At 62.7% G+C, this 18,183-nt stretch carries 23 protein-coding genes; 6 read left to right on the top strand and 17 right to left on the bottom strand.

Annotated elements, in window-relative coordinates:
- The first annotated feature begins 3 nt into the window (after positions 1-3).
- Positions 4-1,176: a hypothetical protein gene (locus B2747_RS16140; RefSeq protein ID WP_291163236.1), complete on the top strand. Its 1,173-nt coding sequence runs from the start codon at positions 4-6 to the stop codon at positions 1,174-1,176.
- Positions 1,177-1,209: 33 nt separating this feature from the next.
- On the opposite strand, the gene B2747_RS20275 is transcribed toward B2747_RS16140, so the two are convergent.
- Together B2747_RS20275 and B2747_RS16135 are read right to left on the bottom strand one after the other, a co-directional pair.
- A complete protein-coding gene (locus tag B2747_RS20275) occupies positions 1,210-1,503 on the bottom strand; it encodes a type II toxin-antitoxin system RelE/ParE family toxin (RefSeq protein WP_414652205.1) in 294 nt (97 codons plus the stop codon).
- Complete coding sequence (locus tag B2747_RS16135; RefSeq protein WP_291163234.1) at positions 1,503-1,706, bottom strand: hypothetical protein; 204 nt, start codon at positions 1,704-1,706, stop codon at positions 1,503-1,505. Before B2747_RS16135 ends, B2747_RS20275 begins: the two co-directional genes overlap by 1 nt.
- A 194-nt stretch (positions 1,707-1,900) precedes the next feature.
- Between B2747_RS16135 and B2747_RS16130 the strand changes: the two genes are divergently transcribed.
- From B2747_RS16130 to B2747_RS16110, 5 genes are all read left to right on the top strand, one after another.
- Positions 1,901-3,367, top strand: a complete 1,467-nt coding sequence (locus B2747_RS16130) for a CRTAC1 family protein (protein ID WP_291163231.1) — start codon at positions 1,901-1,903, stop codon at positions 3,365-3,367.
- Between the two features lie 7 nt (positions 3,368-3,374).
- Positions 3,375-3,782 carry a PCYCGC motif-containing (lipo)protein gene (locus tag B2747_RS16125; RefSeq protein ID WP_291163228.1) on the top strand — a complete coding sequence of 136 codons (408 nt, stop codon included), beginning with the start codon at positions 3,375-3,377 and terminating at the stop codon, positions 3,780-3,782.
- Positions 3,783-3,807: 25 nt separating this feature from the next.
- The gene (locus B2747_RS16120) at positions 3,808-4,728 is read left to right on the top strand and encodes a DUF2911 domain-containing protein (protein ID WP_291163225.1); all 921 of its coding nucleotides are present in this window, start codon (positions 3,808-3,810) and stop codon (positions 4,726-4,728) included.
- 29 nt (positions 4,729-4,757) lie between these two features.
- On the top strand, positions 4,758-5,981 hold the full coding sequence (locus tag B2747_RS16115) for a porin (protein ID WP_291163222.1): 1,224 nt from the start codon (positions 4,758-4,760) through the stop codon (positions 5,979-5,981).
- 240 nt (positions 5,982-6,221) lie between these two features.
- On the top strand, positions 6,222-6,452 hold the full coding sequence (locus tag B2747_RS16110; protein WP_291163218.1) for a type II toxin-antitoxin system Phd/YefM family antitoxin: 231 nt from the start codon (positions 6,222-6,224) through the stop codon (positions 6,450-6,452).
- A 25-nt stretch (positions 6,453-6,477) separates the two neighbouring features.
- On the opposite strand, the gene B2747_RS16105 is transcribed toward B2747_RS16110, so the two are convergent.
- From B2747_RS16105 to B2747_RS16040, 15 genes are all read right to left on the bottom strand, one after another.
- Entirely contained in the window at positions 6,478-7,758 is a 1,281-nt protein-coding gene (locus tag B2747_RS16105) for a 6-bladed beta-propeller (RefSeq protein ID WP_291163216.1), read from the bottom strand.
- Positions 7,759-7,849: 91 nt separating this feature from the next.
- Positions 7,850-8,083: a DUF433 domain-containing protein gene (locus tag B2747_RS16100; RefSeq protein ID WP_291163213.1), complete on the bottom strand. Its 234-nt coding sequence runs from the start codon at positions 8,081-8,083 to the stop codon at positions 7,850-7,852.
- A 139-nt stretch (positions 8,084-8,222) separates the two neighbouring features.
- Positions 8,223-9,029 carry an alpha/beta hydrolase family protein gene (locus B2747_RS16095; RefSeq protein ID WP_291163210.1) on the bottom strand — a complete coding sequence of 269 codons (807 nt, stop codon included), beginning with the start codon at positions 9,027-9,029 and terminating at the stop codon, positions 8,223-8,225.
- A gap of 270 nt (positions 9,030-9,299) precedes the next feature.
- Entirely contained in the window at positions 9,300-10,241 is a 942-nt protein-coding gene (locus B2747_RS16090; protein ID WP_291163208.1) for a hypothetical protein, read from the bottom strand.
- Positions 10,242-10,412: 171 nt separating this feature from the next.
- On the bottom strand, positions 10,413-10,766 hold the full coding sequence (locus B2747_RS16085) for a S41 family peptidase (RefSeq protein WP_291163205.1): 354 nt from the start codon (positions 10,764-10,766) through the stop codon (positions 10,413-10,415).
- Positions 10,767-10,817: 51 nt separating this feature from the next.
- Entirely contained in the window at positions 10,818-11,480 is a 663-nt protein-coding gene (locus B2747_RS16080; protein WP_291163202.1) for a hypothetical protein, read from the bottom strand.
- Positions 11,481-11,529: 49 nt separating this feature from the next.
- Complete coding sequence (locus tag B2747_RS16075) at positions 11,530-12,429, bottom strand: TlpA family protein disulfide reductase (RefSeq protein ID WP_291163198.1); 900 nt, start codon at positions 12,427-12,429, stop codon at positions 11,530-11,532.
- A 22-nt stretch (positions 12,430-12,451) separates the two neighbouring features.
- Positions 12,452-12,739, bottom strand: a complete 288-nt coding sequence (locus tag B2747_RS16070) for a hypothetical protein (protein ID WP_291163196.1) — start codon at positions 12,737-12,739, stop codon at positions 12,452-12,454.
- 267 nt (positions 12,740-13,006) lie between these two features.
- On the bottom strand, positions 13,007-13,339 hold the full coding sequence (locus B2747_RS20165) for a DUF5615 family PIN-like protein (protein WP_343125914.1): 333 nt from the start codon (positions 13,337-13,339) through the stop codon (positions 13,007-13,009).
- 48 nt (positions 13,340-13,387) lie between these two features.
- Positions 13,388-13,618 (bottom strand): DUF433 domain-containing protein, encoded by a 231-nt coding sequence (locus B2747_RS16065; protein WP_291163193.1) that lies wholly within the window; start codon positions 13,616-13,618, stop codon positions 13,388-13,390.
- An 89-nt stretch (positions 13,619-13,707) separates the two neighbouring features.
- Positions 13,708-14,646 carry an alpha/beta hydrolase family protein gene (locus B2747_RS16060; RefSeq protein WP_291163191.1) on the bottom strand — a complete coding sequence of 313 codons (939 nt, stop codon included), beginning with the start codon at positions 14,644-14,646 and terminating at the stop codon, positions 13,708-13,710.
- A 64-nt stretch (positions 14,647-14,710) separates the two neighbouring features.
- A complete protein-coding gene (locus tag B2747_RS16055) occupies positions 14,711-15,292 on the bottom strand; it encodes a hypothetical protein (protein WP_291163188.1) in 582 nt (193 codons plus the stop codon).
- A gap of 124 nt (positions 15,293-15,416) precedes the next feature.
- Entirely contained in the window at positions 15,417-15,824 is a 408-nt protein-coding gene (locus B2747_RS16050; RefSeq protein WP_291163185.1) for a hypothetical protein, read from the bottom strand.
- Positions 15,825-15,998: 174 nt separating this feature from the next.
- Positions 15,999-16,757 carry a hypothetical protein gene (locus B2747_RS16045; RefSeq protein ID WP_291163182.1) on the bottom strand — a complete coding sequence of 253 codons (759 nt, stop codon included), beginning with the start codon at positions 16,755-16,757 and terminating at the stop codon, positions 15,999-16,001.
- Between the two features lie 56 nt (positions 16,758-16,813).
- Positions 16,814-18,178, bottom strand: a complete 1,365-nt coding sequence (locus B2747_RS16040; protein WP_291163179.1) for a toll/interleukin-1 receptor domain-containing protein — start codon at positions 18,176-18,178, stop codon at positions 16,814-16,816.
- Positions 18,179-18,183: the final 5 nt, after the last annotated feature.

The raw sequence follows: 18,183 nt of genomic DNA, 5'->3' as shown, positions 1-18,183 counted from the left end.
AACATGTTGAGTGACACGGCACGTCGCGCTTTGCATCACACGCTCCCGCGCGTTGCGGCGCTGGCGCTGTGCCTGTCTTCTACCCGCGCCCATGCCCAGGCAACGGCGCAGGCCGCGGCACATGCCGCAGCGTCTTCCTCCGCATCGCCGCAAGGCTACAGCACGCGCGAGTTTGCTGCGCTGGCCGCGCGCTTCAGCGATGCGGGCGGGTACTTCGACACCGACAATCTCATCTCCAACGAACCGAGTCTGCTGCATCCGCTCAATGCGCTCGACAGCCTCAACGTGCGCGGCGGTGTGTACCTCGGTGTGGGCCCCGACCAGAACTTCAACTACATCGCGCAGGTCGTGCCGCGGGTGGCCTTCATTGCCGACATCCGCCGCGACAACATGCTGCTGCTGTTGTTGTTCAAGGCCCTCTTTCACGCCGCGTCCGATCGACAGGAGTTTCTCGCGCTCTGGCTGGGCAAGCCCGTGCCGCCGGCGCCGCGTCGCCGCGACATGTCGGTGGACTCCCTCGTGGCCTGGGCTGAACGCACGCCGTCCAACAGTGCGGGCCGCACGCAGGCACAGCAGCGTGTGCGCGCACTCGTGAATGGCTTCGGCATTCCGCTCAGCACCAAAGACCGGGAAACCATCGCGCGCTTTCACGGCGAGTTCATGCGCCAGGGCACGGCACTGCGCTTCACCACCATTGGCCGTCCGCCGCAGCGTAGTTATCCGACACTGGGGCAGTTGCTGCGTGAGCGCGACAAGTCTGGCCGTCAGCGCAGCTATCTCTCCTCCGATTCGCTGTTCGGCATCGTGCAGAGCATGCAGCGCCGCAATCTTATCATACCACTGGTGGGCGATCTCGCTGGGCCCACCGTACTGCCCAAGCTGGCGCCCTGGCTGCGTGAGCAGCGAGAGACCATCTCGGTGCTCTACACCTCGAACGTCGAAGACTATCTGCTGCGCTACGGCACCTTTCGTGACTTCGTCAGGTCCGTGCGTGCCCTGCCGCGCCGTAGCAACAGCATCATCATCCGCAGTTGGTTTGGCGGACCGGGCACGCATCCCCAGCAGGTACCGGGGTATTTCACGGCCCAGCTTGTCGAGCGCATCGACGCCTTCGCCACCGATCCATCGGTGGATCGGGTGGCCAGCTACCGGCAACTCGTCATGCGGGTGCCGTAGACGGCAGGTCGCGCACGCCCACGCGAGAGTCGCCTACTTGAAGTCGGGTGGCGACTGCTGCCGGCTGTGCACTATTGCTATCAGTTCAATGCACTCGGCGCGTGCACGATAAAAGATCCGGAAGGAGTCGACGACCAACTCTCGGATCTCCAGATCAGCCACCTCAATGGCCACCTTACCCATAAGAGGGTTCAAAGCCAGGAGTTGAAGCTGCCGGTCGATGCGACTGACTACGCTCTCGGCGTAAACCGGGGAGTTCTGACTGATGAAATCCGCAATGTCGGCAAGATTCGTGACGGCACGCTCCGTCCATCGGAGCGGAAGCACTAGGCAGGACGACGGATTCGGCTGCGAATCCGACCCAAAGCCGCCTGATGATCGACCGTACGGCCTGCATCTGCGTCGGCAATCCCCTGCTCGACTGACTGACGGACGTAGACCTCGTAGGCCAAATCTTCCCAGCTCGCCTCTGCAGGAAGCTGGTCAATGAGGCGTTTGGCCTCGGGCCGGATGTCGTGTGAATCAGACATAACAAATAAGTTGGGAAAGGCTGCCGCCAGAAGCAAGCGCTGTCGGTGCTGCTCCCGGCCCGCCTTCTCAGAGGACGAGCTGTAGCCCCGACCGTTTGCACCCTCGCCATCCCTTGCGCAGTACCTGCTTTTACGAAATGTTCGAGTTTGCCCTCAACGAAGCGGCTCATGGCTCCTTTGGCTCAGCTTCTCGTATGCACCGCACCCTGACGCTCTCGGTAGGTCTGATGGTGGCGAGTCTGTGGCCGCTGCGCTCGCAGACCAACGCCGTGGCGTTTCGCGCGGTGCAGCCTGAGCTCTTTGCCACGCCCAACTCGCTGGTGAATGCCGCAGCCGATATCGACGGCGACACTGACCTCGATCTCTTTGTTGGGTTCAATGGCACGCCCAACAGACTCTATCGCAACGACGGCGGCACGTTCACCGATGTCGCAGACGCGGCCGGCGTAAACGCAGCACGGGCCACGCGCGCGGCGGCCTTCGGTGACTGGGATGGAGACGGTGATGCCGATTTGCTGGTGGGCTATGCCCCGGGGAGCGGCGCTGTCCTCACCCTCTATCGCAACGACCGCGGCGTGTTCACCGACGTGACATCAGCGGCAAAGCTTGCAGTGGATGCCGGAGCCGTACGACAGGTGGTGTGGGTGGACTACGACGCCGATGGCGACCTGGACCTGTTCGTCGCCTTTCGCGATCGCGCCAACGCGATGTTCCGGAATGATGCGGGAATCCTCACCGATGTTGCCGCGTCAGTCGGTCTTGCCGATACCCGCCGGAGCGTGGGCGCCGTGTGGGCAGACCTTGATGCCGATGGCGATCTGGATGTCGTCGTGGGCAACATGGATGGTGATGCCAACGGCGTCTTCCGCAATCACAACGGGCGCTTCACCGATGTGGCCGAGCTCTGGGGACTCGCGTCGGGAGGTCAGACACCGCGCGCTGCGGTCAACGGAACAGTGCGCCCCTGTGTCGGCGACCTCAACAACGATGGGCGTCTCGATGTGGTCATGGCCAACTATGGTCCGCCGGCGCTGTTCCTCAAGCAGAGCGACGGATGGCGTGACGTCGCCCCTGAATGGGGCATTGCCGTGGATGGCCGTTCCGACGCCTGCGTCTTCGGCGATGTCAATCATGATGGAGCCCTGGACCTGTATCTCAACGGCACCGTCACCGGTGGCAGGAACTGGCCGGACTATCTGTACGTGCAGAAGGCCAATCGCCTGGTGGACCAGATTCCGCAGGACGTGGCGGCCATTCCCGCTGACCATGGGGCGCTGCTGCTGGACTTGAGTGGCGACGGCGCGCTGGATCTCGCACTTACGGGTCAGGGGCCTCATGCACTGTTGGTGAACACCCTCGATGCTGCACTGGCGCGTCGTTCGGTACGCGTGCAGGTCGTGGACAGTCGCGGTCGAGCGAACAAGCCGGGCGCGGAGGTGCGTGTCTACCGCGCGGGCACCAGGCAACTGCTTGGCATGGCGCTTGTGGACGCCGGCTCGGGCTACAACGCTCAGTCCGTTGCGCCGGTACACATCGGCCTGGCATCGGCGAACCGGGTGGACATCGAGGTGACCTGGCCGGCCGGGGGCAAGCGGGAAGTGACTTACGCGTGCAATATTCAGGTCGACGGGCGACGCATCACCACGGTCAAGGTCCGCTGAGGCTGATATGACACACCCATCACGTCGCGAATTTGCCACGCTGTTGTTGGCGCTTACCGGCTTGCCGGTGCTCCGCCGACTTGGCGTCAATGCGCAGCCTGCGCATCCGACGCCGCGTGCCGGCATCACGGCGCGCAAGGTGCTCACCGCCGCAGAGCTCAGCAAGTCGCCACAGCTCGTACCTCTGTTCGATGGCGTGCGTGAGATCCCGCATATCGTCGACGGCATTCGTTGTCACTGCGGCTGCGCCGAATTCAACGGGCACTACTCGTTGCTCAGTTGCTACGAGGAAGCCAATGCCATGGCGCAGATCTGCCCGATCTGTCAGGGCGAGGGCCGAGTGGCCGTGCGACTGGCCAAGGCGGGCAGGACGCTCGACGAAATTCGTGTGGCCATTGACGCGCAGTTCGGCTGAGCCTCTACCTCTCACCTCGTCCATCATGCCTGAAGCAACCCGCTGGTCGCTGGTCTTGTTGTGCACACTGGTGCTGCTGGCCACGTCGGGACGTCAGGCCACTGCGCAGATCAAGGCGAGCGAACTGCAGACCATCGCACAAACGGTCGATGGCACGACGCTCAAGGTCACCTACTCGCGGCCGCGGCTGCGTGGTCGCAGCAACATCTGGGGTACACGAGTGGTGCAGTGGGGTGAAGTATGGACACCCGGCGCCAACGATGCCTCGGTGCTGGAGCTGAGTCACGACGTCACGCTGGGCGGCACCAAGGTCCCCAAGGGCAAGTACAGCATCTGGATGGTGGTGTCGCAGGACACGTCGTGGACGATGCTGCTCGACCCGAAGTGGAAGCAGTTTCACACCGACCATCCCAAGCCCAACGACAGCATGATCCGGGTCCCGGTGTCGGCCACCTTGCAGGCACCCACGGTGGAAGACGCGCTCACCTGGACCTTCCCCAGTATCTCGGCGCGCGGTGGCACGATGGCCATGCAGTGGGAGCGCACGCGGGTGACCGTTCCGTTCACCGTCACGCCGACGCTCACCGATCTCCTGCCTGAGGCCGAGGCACGCGCATATCTGGGCAGCTATGTGCTGACCAACCCGAAGACCGGCAAGGAAGACGGCAAGCTCATCGTCACCCACGAGCGCGGCGGGCTCAAGGGCACCTTCGACCCCAATGACACCTACCTGCAGACCTTCGCGCTCATGAAGGTGGCGCCTGACCTGTTCACCGTGGGCCTGTTCATGAGCGCCGAGGTGTACGCGGGCGGCGAAGTGTACGAAGTCCTGCGTCCCGACTTCATGATCACGTTCACGGTGAAGGGCGGCGAGGCAAGCGTAGAAGCGCGTGGCGCAAGCGACGAGCTGTACTTCTCGGGCAAGCGGGTTGCGGCAAGCCGGTGAAGTAGGGTCGTAGCGCATTAATTTGGGTCATGAAACTCCGGGAGCATCTGAGCCGGCGACTGATTGGACTGGCGGCCACTCTGGTCCTGCCACTGCGCCTCACCGCACAGGACGAACCCCCCGCCACGGCTGGGGGGCGGCCGGTTCGTCTTGCCACATCGCAGGAAGTGCTGGTTCACCTGAGCGGATATCTCCAGGTGGACGGCCGCTGGCTGAGTGGGGCCACGCAGAATCTTCCTGACGGCATTCTGCTGCGCCGCGCCCGCCTGCTGGTGGACGCACAGTTGCCATCAGGCTGGGGCCTGCGACTGCAGCCTGATTTTGGGCAGGGACGCGTGCAGGTACAGGACGCGTTTGTGTCGCACGATCAATCATCGCGGCAGTTTCGGGCTGGCCGATTCCGTCCATCGTTTGGACTCGAGCGCTCGCAGTCGTCCAGTACCCTGCTCTTCCCCGAGCGCTCGATCATCAACTCACTGGTGCCGAGTCGCTCACTGGGTGCGCAACTGACCTGGCGCCGCGGAATCTGGACGCTGGCAGCCGGTGGTTTCCGCACACCCATTGGCACCGATGCAACCGTGCTCGACACCGACGGCGACGTTGGCGCCACGGTTGGATCGGGACATGACTTGCTGCTGCGGAGTGCATGGGCATGGCGCCGCGACGAGCGCTACGCCGACCTGCAGGTATCACTCCTTGATGGACGCGAGCGCGGCTCGGACGACGCGCCGGCCATGATCCGCATTCTCACCGTGGGCCAGCAGCCGCTGACGGCCTTCCGCAACGACGGCACGGAGGCCGGGACAGTCGTGGCCAGTGGCAGCCGCCGGCGCGCCTCGGCGGGCGGCGCACTGGGCAGCGCACAATGGATGCTGGCCGCCGAGGGCGCCTGGCTTTCGCAGCGGGGCACCATTGGCAGCGTAGGCGGCACCGTGACCACCGGCGCTGCCGTGTTGCGTGGCACCTGGGTGTGGAACGGACGTCTCATGCCGTCGCAGGAAATCGTGCCATCATCGCGGCGCGGCGCGGTGGAGCTCGGTCTGCGCGCGGGCACCATTGGCTCGTGGGGACAGCGTGCAGGTGCGCTCATCAGCTCGCGCTCCGCACGCCGTGCAGCCAGCGGCGGTGTGGCACTTGGTTGGACACCGGGCGCACTCACGCGCTTGTCGCTGGGTTATGACATCACCGCCTCCGGTGATTTGCGCAGTGTGCGGGAGCATGCGCTGATGGCCCGCGTGCAGCAGACGTTCTGACATGACACATTCTGGGGTTGGCCTTGCGCGCAACGTCGCCGCCATGGCCATGGCCCAGTCCGTCCGTGGCAAGCCGGCCATGGCTGTGGGGACGCTACCGCGAGTCACTGTTGCTATTGACCGGTCGCAAACATCCGTGAAGCTCTCATGCACAGCCTCACTGCAATCGGGAGTGACACCGTGTCAGTTCACGTGAGCTTCAGCCACGCCCGCGACCACTTGGCGCAGATTTGAGAAGACGTGGAAGAAACCCGCGAGATGGCGGTGATCTCTCGGCGCGGCCACGAGGACATGGTTCTTATGCCAGCCTCGGAATTGTCCGATCTTCTGGAGACCGTTTACCTGGTGCGTTCACCGGCCAATGCCGCTCGACTGGCGGCAGCACTCACTCGTGGGCGACAAGGTGGTACGGCAGCGACTGACCTGAATGACCTTCGCGTTGAATTGGGGTTGGACAACGAAATCTGCTGAGACCGAACGGCCTGGAGCGTTCGCATTACTCAGAGCGCGACTGGCGATCAATGCGCCAGCGCCGGATGTGCGGGACATCGTCCTCGTACTTCCACACCCCCAGCACCTCAGTCGTGCTCACGCGGAGCACCCGCACGCGCGCAGGCGTCACCACCCGCGCGAGCGCCACGCCAGTGCTGTCGTACACGATGTATTGGCGCGGGTCATCTTCAAGCACCCACGGGTCTTCTGCCCAGATGCTGCCGTCGGTGCCCACCAGCAGCCGATCGATGAAAGCATGCACGGCCGCATACCGCCAGCCCTCGATCATACGCTTGGCGTCGACCTTGGCCGCCGCAGGACGCCCGCTCTTCTCCACCTCATTCAGCACGTCGGTCTGCAGGCGATTTCGGTCCTCGGCCGTGACAGCACGTGGCGTGCGTGCGCTCCGAATGCGACGCACCATGCCCTGAGGCCCGTACTCCACGATCTCCGCCGTCTCGTTGGTGGCCAGAAACACCCGGCGCCCATCGGATGCCATGGCGGTACCGCGGCCGAAGCGAAGGGGATACTCATCGGCCCAGGTCTCTCCGTCCATCGTGGTGTTGGCGCGATAGTTCTCGCCATCCGGCACCACCGCGATGGTATCGACATCCACCAGCGGCGCGGCGGTGTCCGCAGGGTTCGAAAGCCGAACACGGTACGCCACCACAGCAAACGGCGTCCGATACACCGAATCGCGATTCTCCGCTGCCTCCTTGAAAGGCAGGCGCAGGGAACCGAGCAAGCGCCCGTCCGTCAATTGCATGGTGATGCGTACGGACGAACCATCTTCGAAGCGAGGGAACGTGACCTGGCGCGCGAACTGCCCATCTGGCCCGAAGACCGACACGCGCCGATTGTTGGCATCGACGAACGCCAGTGAGTCTCCGACCAGCAGCTGCAGCCGACTCACGTACCCCACCTCACCGGGACCGCGGCCCGCTCGGCTTACCACCCGCTCGAACGCCCCGTTCGCCGAATACGCTCGGATATCCCGGTGCTGCTGGTCGGCCACGTAGAAGCCGCCGTCTGAGCGCTGCTCCGCGTCCAGCACGCGCGCAAACTGCGCGTCGGTTTGATCGCCCCGCAGTTCCTGCAGCGGTATGGTATCGAGCGTCCACTCAGGAAGGCTCGCCATGTGCGCAGCGGAGTGCTCCACGATGGAGACGCCAGTGCTGTCGCGGGTGGTTACGCCGACCGGAGAACGCTCGGTGGTGCCGGTGCACGCGTGCAAAAGCGTAAACAGCAGAAGCGCGCTCGATGACTGCACGGTCAATGGCTTCATGAATTCATCCCTGCCCGCTAGAGAATGTTGTTCAGGGCGCCGGGCGCACTTTGGACCGCCCAGACGGGCATGGGTCCCTTCCCCGCGACGCCTACGCGGCCAACGTCGGGTGCGCCAAGCGCCGGCTGGCAAAGCGAAGGCAGGCTGCAACGTCGGCCAGCTCGAGGTCCGGCAGTTCCTCGACTACCTCACCAGCGCTCAGGCCGGCGGCCAGAAGTTCGAGCACGTCGCTGACGCGGATGCGCATGCCACGTACGCACGGACGCCCCCCGCACTGGTCGGGGTTGACGGTAATGCGCTCCATCAGCTCACCGGTTTGGCCCATCGGACACCTCGCACGTGATTGCCAACTCGAAAGTTACACTCCCCGCCAGCGGCCAGCCATCAGCAGCCGTATGTCCGCGTCCACAAGATGAAGAGCCGCCGCCATCTCCAGGAAGAGGATGAGCCCTGAGTATCGTTGGTCATCGCTTCGCCTTCGCGCTGTGCGGTTGCGATCCGCGTACCGTTGCCACCTTGCTGAGCCACTCGACCGCCGCATCGAATGTAGCAGTCATGTTGTTATGCCCCTGCTCGGGAAACACCGTGTGTTCAAAGCGATGTCCGGCTGCGCGGAGCTCGCCCAACCTTTTCACCGACAGATCCACCGGAATGCTCCCGTCGCGTCCACCAAAGATCCAGAACCCGGGGATCTTCAGCTGGGCAAGATCTTCGGCTGGGTCCGTATCCCTGCCCAGGAAGTCGGGCCAAACATACGCCTCAGTGCGGGAAGCGAGAGCGGTGGCATACAGGGGACGATCGGGACCGTCGGTGTCTCCCGTGAATTTGCTGTAGATGTCCTCCTCGCTCACCTTGCAGACCGGTGCGCTCCAGAGCAGCAAGAACCGCGCATGTCCGGATTTTGTCGCCGCCAGTGGGGCAATCCAGCCTGCCTGCGATATGCCAGAGAAGCCGACTGGGGCACCGCCGAGTGCTGATTGACCCGCAAGGAAATCCAGCGCCGCAGCGGCATCGTCCGCGAGCAAGGCGATGTTCATGCCCGTGACGCTCTGATTCCCTTCGTACATGCCACCAGACTTCCCGACGCCACGTTTGTCGTAAACCAACGCCGCGATGCCACGATCTGCGAACCGTTTGGCAAGAGCGAGATTGCGGGTTTGCGGGCCGGATCCGTGGATGAAGACCACCGCTGCAATAGCCGGCTTGTCGACCGGCCAGGCAATCGAGCCCGAAAGCGATACGCCGTGACTTGAAAAGGTCACGTCTTCCACGCGCTGCGCGCCCAACAATCCAGGGGCCGCAAGTAGCGAAAGGACCAGTACAACAGCCTTCGTGCACCTCACAAACGCTCCGACATCAAGTTTGAACTGCGGCCCGTGCGAGCTTCCGTCGCTGAACGAGCGAGTACAAGCAATCACGCGAAGAATCTTTACCCCGGTGAACCGCCCCATGCTATTGCCGCCCAATCAGGGGCGCAGCGTCGCCACCCACTCCTGCCACGCTGCCGGGGCGTCACCCAAATCCTCTCCGCGAAGCGTAATCTACAGCCTCCGGCTCTCCTGTGCCAACATCGGGGTCTGGGATGTAGCGAAAGCGATCAGCATCTCACCGCCCCCGGCGAGCAGCATGGGGGCGTCGGATGGCTGTACTCCCGTTCGGTTGAGAATGGCCGCGTACTCAAACGCGTTGGCGCTGCCATTGAGCAGCATGCGTAGTGTCGGCGCAACTGGCGTCCAGTTCACCGGACTCGCGCGTGACTCCTGACTGCGCAATACGGAGAACGCCGCGCCCTTGGCCCAGCCGTCGCTCTCCCGTGCGGTCTCCAACAGCGCGAGCCAGCTGTCGTCTCGCTGCAGGTGCGGAATGAGGAGCAGAGCGGCGACCGCACGTGACGCCATATTGCGATCCGTCTGCAGCACGCGCAGCGCTTCCACGCGATCGCCTTCGGTAACGAATGGGCGCAGGGCCTGAATGATCGAGTCGGTCTGCCTGCGCTCAGCGGCGTCGACATACGACAGAGAATCGCCCTGCCACCGACGCGCGATCCAGTTCAGGGTCATGGGCACACGGCGCAGCTGCTGCACTGCCGTTCCCCAGCGGGGATGCACGGGCGTCGAATCCAGCGGCAGATCCCGATACTGCACGAGCCCGGAGTCCTGCGGCTCGCGCACAACGAGTACCATGCGCGTGCCTGTGTTGTATCCCGAAAGGGTGATGGCGGAGGCGTCAGCGAAGCCCAGCTTGTAGCGCATGACCACGGCACAGTTGTGCTTCGTGATCGAATCACCGGGAGAGTAGCGATCGAGCGAATCCTGGATCATCTGCACCGTCCAGCGGCGCAGGCCAATCACCTCGACGACGTTGCCGCTTGCGCTCGTGATCACCACCGACGGCTTTATCGGCTGCGAATAGGCGGCGCCGACAAAGGTCAACGATGCAAGACTGGCGACCCATACGGTACGGAACACTGCAGACGAAGGCATGTGGGATGGCTCAAGAACACAAGGAAATGGGAGGCTTTCGCACCAAAAGCATACGCTCATTTGCCGGAGCCTGCAACAAGGCCCTACCGGTCAGCAGCGCAGGCACGGAGCAATCCGTGAAAGCCTGTCGAAAGCAACGTAAGGCCATTGAGCCAGGACCTCACGCGCGGCCTAGCGGCGTTGTGCGAGGCGTGCCGCCGCCAGGCGACGTGCCGTGTCCAACGCGTCTCCCTCTGATACCCGCACATCCGGCTGCACGCCAACCCCCTCCCAGTCGGTACCGGAGACAGGATTGATCATTCGGGCATAGGGCACGTTGATGGCGAAGTGATCGTCGAGCCGACGGGGACGAGAAGGGCGCGCTCCTCCGCCAGTGACCTCACCGACAATGGTTGCCCGTTTCAGCATCTGCAGCTGATACGCGAACGCTTCGCCCGCCGAGAAGGTGCGGCGAGACGTCAGGACGAACACCGGCACCGAATCTGCGATGCGCCCCTGCACGCTTTCGTCAGACCAGATGTCCACGGCCCTACCTGACTCCCCGCGCAATCATTGTTGTCAGTCGCATCCTTGTCTTCACGGCGGCGCAGCAAAGTCCACTGGGAGCTTCGGGACGCTGGAGTCCACCCCCAGATGCCGGTCGCTGCTGATTTCGCGGAGCTCCGTGGTCAGCAGTTCGGCCAAGTAGCGACCGGCTGCGCTGCTCCGGTACGCTCCGCGCTCCGCGCGCGACTGAATCGTATCCGCGACCATGGAGCCGACTTCCGCCAAGACATGATGCTCGCGCAGCGCGCGCGATGCGCCATCGAGCACCCGCTGCTTTTGCTCGGGTGACACCAGCAACTCGTCGAGTGGCCGACCCGACGGGATGGTCACCAGCACAAAACTCGCGATGCGAGACGCATCACCCTTCGGGGTGGTGAGCACCACCAATCGCTGGCTCGCCGGCTCGCCACCACGGAGCACGGCTTCAACATGGCGTTCGTCACTCGCGAGGACGCGCTCAAGGACAAGTCCACTGCCTGCCGTGCCAGTTGCTGGCTTCGGCAGCAGCACACCTGGCGCCCTCAGCCTGAGCCGTTCAAAGGTCGCGCTATCCCCAGCGTTGACCGCGTCGACCCAGTCGGACAGGAACTGCCCAGTGGCCGAGCGCGGCAGCGTTGCTTGAGCGAGCGCCGGACGGGCTGGCACGCTGCAGCACAGCAGGACGGCAAGAGCAACGCGGGCGAGAGGGGACATTGGCGAGAAGAAACTGGAGTGACGATGCATGGCGATATGCCGCAGTGAGCTACCGGCGGGCCACGCGAAGTTCATTCAACTTTGCGACGATCGCCGGCAAGGCGTCAGCGCCCGATGTGACATACGCGATCGTTCCCTGCGAGTCCAGCAAGACAAAAAGCGGGGTTATCGGCTTTGGATTGAATCGTTTCCACGTCGCCGTGTCGGCCAACACCACTTGAGCCAGCCGAGGCTTGCTTCGCAGGAACTCTCCCACTGTCGCCCCACTCGTTTCTCGCGACATGGCGATCCACGCAAACTCTTCGCTCCGGCTTGAATAGAGCGCGTTGAGCGACTCCCGAATCGCCTCCGAATAGGGGCATTCGGTAGACCAGAACTCCAGCAGGATGGGCTTCTGCTGGCTATTCGAAAGTGTGACCGTACGGCCAGTCAGATCGAGCGCTACAAACTGCGGCGGCTTGAATCCTGCTGCGACGGCCGTGGTGCTTGTCGTTGGTCGAAGAACCAGCATGCTGCCCAGCGGGTCGATGGACTCGATGTCGTAGTACACGCCGGACAAAGCGAAAGGAGTCTCGGGTTCAGCTTCTTCCGAGGCAACGGGTCGTCCATTGACCAGCCGGGATGTAGCCGTCGAGAAAACCCCGTCGGAGTCGAGGTCGATCAGAAACCGTGTTCCAATGGTGTTGGCATAAAACGGATGACCTCGGCTTCGCGGCTGAACCCGAACCGCGTATTTGCGATTGCCAATCTCGGCGTAACCAGTCCGCATTTCCGTAATGCGTGCGTATGTGTACTTGCCAGCGTACATCACCTGGATGGGCACCGTGACTTCCTGTCCACTTGCAGCGCGAACGCGTACTGACGCCCTGGCGACCATCACCTCACCGATACGTTCGAACGTGAGAGGTAGGCCATTCGTGAAATCCAGTGTGCCTGCCGTGTCGAGCACGTATCGACGTGTGGTATCACCTTCAATGGTGTAGCGGAGAACACGGAACTTTCTGCACTCCAGCTTGATCAATGACGTCCGCGATCTCCGGTCGCATCCATTCCTTGGCCATGAGCACCGAATCGACAGCCGCTTCGGACACTGGCGAGAAGAAGATGTTGGTTTGTCCGCTGAGGGCCCCGGTCGGTTGATCATCGACAGCACGCTCGAGGGGAATGACGATGCGACGAGCGGTGTCCGCGCGGCCTTGGGCGCCGGCTTGGAACGGCACGCACGAGACAAGTCCGAGAATCAAGGCGAGGCACTTCATGAACACATCCTCTCGTTCTGGTTGACAGATACCAGCAGTCGAACGGAAAGCTCTTTCGCGAAATCTGAAGGCAATGCGACAGCGGTAGCCGGCCCGGCGGCAGCGATCACCCACTGAGCGGCCGGTGGCCGCGGCTCGTCCGACGATTGGAGGAGGCGGCCCTCGGGAGCGTGCCTGGCGATCGCGAGTGAGAGGGTGGACGTCGTGACTCCCCTGAGCACTCGACGGACTTGCATCGGACCTCCGAGGTTGGCCGCCTAGCGCGCGTTAGACACGACGACCTATCTCAACCAACGGCTCGCCGCTCGCTAGCAATTCCGCGACGCGTGGCCACGCACCGAGTACCAGGTCGCGAAGTTCTGCGTTTCGGATGTTCCCACAGGTGACCCAGACAATCTGAGGCGGAGGGCCGAATCGCTCCACCAAGAGCACAAAGTCCTCGTCCTTCGTCACAACCACGCTCGCTTCCACGGCGCGCGCCGCCGCGAAGATCTCTGAATCCTCTGCCGAGAGCTGCTCCACATCCTCGACGTGCCTCGCTGCGACACCATGCGTGTCGCTCAACCAGCGGGCCAGCGCAGGAGGCAACTGCGCATCCACCCAAACCTGGACCTTTGCGGAGCTCGCACCGGGTTCTACCGGCACGCCCTATGCCGCGACGTTGGGGTGATTCAGACGACGTGCAGCGTACAACAGACACGCTGCGATATCGTCCGCCTCCAGGTACGGGTAGTCCTCCAGGATCTGCGCCTGCGACTCGCCAGCCGCCAAAAGTTCCAGTACGTCGATCACGCGCATGCGCATCCCGCGAATGCAGGGGCGGCCCCCACACTGCTCGGGACGAATGGTGATGCGCGCCAGGAGTTCGTTGTGTGACATAGAGGGAGACCTGTTTCCCTGAAATCTACGCCAGACGCGCAACTCCCGATAGGATCCACCGCCCGTCGCCACTCGGATTGGCTAGCAACCTATGGCGCCCCGGCCTTGGCGAATGCGGCGATCGCGTCCACAAGTCTTGGCGCCAACCGTGGGTCTGGCGCTCTGTACGTCGGGAGCTGCCCTGACGGATCACCGGCCGTCGTCTCCTTGAGTACGTGATTCATGTCCGCTATCCGCAAAACCGCGCAGCGCGGGTTCGCTTCCAGCAACAGGTCTGCCTCGGTCGGCGCAACCTGGAGGTCGCGATCACCCTGAACAATCAGGCACGGCTTGGTGAGACGCGCGATCTCCTCTCGGCCCGAGTATTTGAACCACGAGATCATGTACGGCTGCACGCTCGGCCGGAATACGGACGCGAGCCCCGGCGGTACTGAATCGGTGCGCTGACCGCGTTTCAGGCGCTCCAGAATGCGGTCTGATTGGGTAAGCAGTGGCGCCGGCAAAGCCGCAGCCAACTGGTCATGCAGTCCCTCGTAGGCCGGACGCGCGAAACCGGCGAGCGAGACGTAGGCGGCGCCGGGCGACTGTCGCATGGCGAGAAGTCCAAGTAGGGCCCCCTCGCTGTGCCCCGCCACGATGACGCGCGTGAAGCGACGGTCGGCAGCAAGACTGTGGACCCACGCCGCCACGTCCTCGGCCAACAGCTCGAAGGTCAACTGCACCTCCGGCACGCTCGCTGACAGACTCCCACCAAGATACCGTTTGTCGAAGCGCAGCGTCGCGACGTTGCGCACGGCAAGTGATTCGGCAAGTTGGCGGAGTGTCCCGGGCGCGTAGCCCGGCCCGTTCCCGTCGCGGTCCGTCGCACCGGAGCCGGCGATGAGCAATACGACAGGCACCGGCGTACTCGTGCGAGGTACGAGCAGGGTGCCCTCGAGGTGCCCCGGTGCGCGCGGCACGGTGACCGCTTCGGCAACCGGCGCGAACGTGCTTTGCGCGAGTAGCGACTGCGCGGTCGAAGCCAGCACTACGACACCGAGGACATTTTTTATACTGCGAACGATATTCATGTTGACTGGTTGACGTATGAGTTTAGTCCAACGCCAAGCTCTGGCCCGGAGCCCGGCCATATTGCGACAGGCGAACGGAGTGAGCCAGCCGAAATCTTATGGTTGTCCGGTCGGCAGCAGCGATACGTTGTGCAGAGATTCGTTTTTCATGGAACGGTGCGGTCGGCCACTCCCCGACACGCGGCATTTCCGGACCTGCTGCCAACGCTTGGGCGTTGACGTTGTCCGGATACCGGCGCCGGAGATTGGCGATGCCCAACCCAAGGCCAAGCGGCGGCAACACAAGAATCAGCACCGGCACTCCGATGATCACCGCGGCACAGCCGCCAGCGACTGCGGCGGCGAGCGGCTCAACGAGCGTACGCCAGAGCGGTACCGGGCGGAGCTCCGACCACGTGAACACCGGGCTCACGACCGCCGCGATGGCACCAAAGACGGCGGCATTCCACAGATAGTTCGCAATAGTCGTTGGCGGGGCGCCCGTCGCGATCTTGCCGAGCCGGGTTAGGACAAGGCCGAAGACCGCGCCAGTGACTGCGCCGGCGACAACCAAGCCAATCTGCAGGAAGCGCCGGGTGCTCAAGGGGTGATCAAGGATTCGCATGATTCTCTCGAGTAGTGGGCCTCGGAACACAATACTCTGCCGCGGGGCCCCATAACAATGCGACAGCCGAACGAAATGAGCCAGTCGCCACCACGATCCCAGCCCCGTCGGCCACAACGACCCGTTAAGCGGCCGGTAGCCGTCCCTCGTCCGGCGAATGAAGGACGCGGCCCTCAGGAGCGCGCCTGGCGATCGCCAGTGAGAGCGTGGACGTAGTGACTCCCAAGAGCAAGATCAGCGGGCCCGTGATCACCCCGACGCCGGCGAGCTTGCCGACGACGGTGGTAGCGACGGCGGCCAGTCCCCCGATAATACCAACAGTGACGTACGAGAAGTCGTGTACCGAGCGCGGTCGACGGCCAAGCAGGAGTAGGGCGCCCGCGTAGCCAGCCCCGAGCAGTGCGCCCTGGCGGAACGCGATCGGGAAGTACTCCGTAGACCAACGCCAGACCTGTCCGAGGGCGCTCTCGTTTGCCGGTACGTGGGTGAACATCCAGAGCAGCGCCGGAGCGGCGAGCACGGTGAAAGCCACTCCCCACGTAAGGGCAGTCCCGACAACTCCCCTGAGCACTCGACTGACTTGCATCGGACCTCCAAGGTTTGCCGATTTACGCGAAGTTCTGACGCAGGGCCTGAAAATTATGCGGCAAGCGAGCGGAGTGAGCCAGCCGCGTACCGAACACGCCCTGTCGGCAGCAGTGATTCGTCAGACAGCGGTGTCAGAGTCTGGTTCTCGCCTTGGTTGTTCTAATGAATCTCGGAAGTCGGTGTCTTCTAAGTGACCCGCCCGTTCCAAGTAGCGCAGCATTGCCCCCGTGAGCGCAATCATGCCGCCATCGCCGATTTGACCGATTGCACGCACGGCTAGCCTTACTGCGGCGTGATAGCATGACACCGCATCAACGGTCAGCGAGCCATAATCCTGAGACCACAAGTGGAGATACTTCTTCCGAAGCAGTCGTATCTGGGTGAAGTCGTCCACAGCCTCATGTGGGATCAATCCGTAGGCCTTAAGGACCGAGACGCGCCGCTCTTGACCAAGCTTCTCAAACGCATATCCGAAAAGCGCAAGCTCTAAATCGGTTGTGATTGATTCTCCATTCACTGTGACTTCCGCCATTTCCCATATGAGTACGGCGACCATCTCGGCAACCGCTCCGCTGAGCGCTACTGTTGCCATCGGTGTTCCAAGCATGTACGCGGCCTTCGCCGCACGAAGCGGTGAAATCAACTTCTGATCTACGCGACGATCGAGTGGCGCGAAGCTAAGTTGCATCGGCTCCGGGCTAATTTCACGATACCGTGCGATCGTGCTATCGAGGTCGCTTACCACGTCGATTCCGGTTGCAAAGCGGAGTACTGCTTCCGCGCTCACCGGCTGGTTGACGATGCTCGCGAAAGGCTCGTCTACCTCAGGGAAGGCTAGAGGATTGACTCGTGCCTGAAAGGCTCTCGGTGCTGTCATATGTTAGGTCTCCTGATGGACGTCGGGCGCGAAGTCAGCCAGCGTAACGCAGCCAGCTATTCGACAAGGCGTGCTCTTCCAGAGGCCATTCGTTCAGCCGAAAAGCGAAGAGAAATGGCCGCTACTCCAGCATCTATGAAGCGATTGGTAAGTTCGTCTGGCGTCGAGTCCAAACCAAGGCGCTCGATCGCGCGCTGGCTTCGTCCGCGAACATCGGATCTCGTCTTCTCGGTCCACGAGAAATTGGTACGTGCGCTTTCCTCGGCCGCGTACAACTGCTCCGCGAAAGCACCTTGGTGCTCCCACGCTTCGCCGTCACCGGAACCCCACCCGTGCCACAGCCACACATGCTTAATCTGGCTCATGCCGAGAAGTAGAACTTGGTGGATATTTTCAGGGAGCCATTTGCTCGACTGTGAGAGAAGCCAGAAGAGGTAGTCTGCACCTTCGTGCAAACGTACCTCCGGCCCGAAGATGCCTCCGCTGAAATAAGCGTAAGCGACTCTGCTCGGAGAGAGCCCGAGAAACGTGGGCGACCGGAGGCACCACAACTCGGCAGAATCAGCATCGTGCGGTGACATGCGAGCCGCCTCATCGAAGAGCGATTCGAGCGGGCCTCCAAAGTTTCGAATCGTGGCCTGCGGCGCGTACTCGGCGACTAGCTCAGGGAACTTCTTGCACACTTCCAGAAGCCCGGCATTCCGATTCAAGAAGCTCCAAATTTCCTCGGGTCGGGTGCACAGTTCTATTGGCGTGTGATCCGCGTCTGTGGTCCAGGCAAGTTGCATTGCTGTCCACGCTAGTCGAAAACCACGCTGCTCAGGTGTGCCATCTACGCCCGGCAGGGGGAAACTCCATCGACCCCATGTCGACTCGTCTGGCACAGCGGCTCCGGTTGCGGGAACTCGATTTGCGGCCTCGACAACGTCGAGCCAGAACTCATTCGCTATGGTGGGGGGAGTTACACCTCTGCGAACCAACTCCTCTCGAGCGACGACCAGTGGACTTGCTCGCGGCCTCACAACCTTCAAGATCTCATCGACAACCGCAGAAACACCATTCGACGTATCTGCCCCAACCCGTCCGGCTAAGGAAGGAGAGTATGCTGCGACAATGTCAGCGGTGACGTTGTGCCAGACCGGAAGCAGGACGCTCGTTGGAGCAATCATTTCCCTGTTCACAATCCCGTCTAGCTCGTACTGAGTCCACCGCTTTGCGAAGAATGCCGGACTAAGGATGACCACACCGAATCGAGACTCTGATAGCCCACGATCGATTGCTTGACGAATCGAATCTCCGATGAGAAGCGAATACTCGTCATACCACACAGCAAGATCCTGAGCAACGAGCGACTCAGCGAGCGCTCGGGCGATGGTGGACTTGTCCTCTGATGCATGACAAATGAACAGGTCGTAGCGCAACGATT

Source organism: Gemmatimonas sp. UBA7669 (assembly GCF_002483225.1).
Taxonomy (GTDB): domain Bacteria; phylum Gemmatimonadota; class Gemmatimonadetes; order Gemmatimonadales; family Gemmatimonadaceae; genus Gemmatimonas.
The sequence above is the reverse complement of the archived record's forward strand: the minus strand, read 5'-3'. Positions and strand labels throughout refer to the sequence as shown.

What these genes read in the sequence shown, in the direction of transcription:
- B2747_RS16140 (WP_291163236.1), top strand. Translation starts at nt 4, where the DNA reads ATGTTGAGTGACACGGCACGTCGCGCTTTGCATCACACGCTCCCGCGC.
- B2747_RS16135 (WP_291163234.1), bottom strand. Translation starts at nt 1,706, where the DNA reads ATGTCTGATTCACACGACATCCGGCCCGAGGCCAAACGCCTCATTGAC.
- B2747_RS16130 (WP_291163231.1), top strand. Translation starts at nt 1,901, where the DNA reads ATGCACCGCACCCTGACGCTCTCGGTAGGTCTGATGGTGGCGAGTCTG.
- B2747_RS16125 (WP_291163228.1), top strand. Translation starts at nt 3,375, where the DNA reads ATGACACACCCATCACGTCGCGAATTTGCCACGCTGTTGTTGGCGCTT.
- B2747_RS16120 (WP_291163225.1), top strand. Translation starts at nt 3,808, where the DNA reads ATGCCTGAAGCAACCCGCTGGTCGCTGGTCTTGTTGTGCACACTGGTG.
- B2747_RS16115 (WP_291163222.1), top strand. Translation starts at nt 4,758, where the DNA reads ATGAAACTCCGGGAGCATCTGAGCCGGCGACTGATTGGACTGGCGGCC.
- B2747_RS16105 (WP_291163216.1), bottom strand. Translation starts at nt 7,758, where the DNA reads ATGAAGCCATTGACCGTGCAGTCATCGAGCGCGCTTCTGCTGTTTACG.
- B2747_RS16100 (WP_291163213.1), bottom strand. Translation starts at nt 8,083, where the DNA reads ATGGGCCAAACCGGTGAGCTGATGGAGCGCATTACCGTCAACCCCGAC.
- B2747_RS16090 (WP_291163208.1), bottom strand. Translation starts at nt 10,241, where the DNA reads ATGCCTTCGTCTGCAGTGTTCCGTACCGTATGGGTCGCCAGTCTTGCA.
- B2747_RS16080 (WP_291163202.1), bottom strand. Translation starts at nt 11,480, where the DNA reads ATGTCCCCTCTCGCCCGCGTTGCTCTTGCCGTCCTGCTGTGCTGCAGC.
- B2747_RS16070 (WP_291163196.1), bottom strand. Translation starts at nt 12,739, where the DNA reads ATGAAGTGCCTCGCCTTGATTCTCGGACTTGTCTCGTGCGTGCCGTTC.
- B2747_RS16065 (WP_291163193.1), bottom strand. Translation starts at nt 13,618, where the DNA reads ATGTCACACAACGAACTCCTGGCGCGCATCACCATTCGTCCCGAGCAG.
- B2747_RS16055 (WP_291163188.1), bottom strand. Translation starts at nt 15,292, where the DNA reads ATGCGAATCCTTGATCACCCCTTGAGCACCCGGCGCTTCCTGCAGATT.
- B2747_RS16045 (WP_291163182.1), bottom strand. Translation starts at nt 16,757, where the DNA reads ATGACAGCACCGAGAGCCTTTCAGGCACGAGTCAATCCTCTAGCCTTC.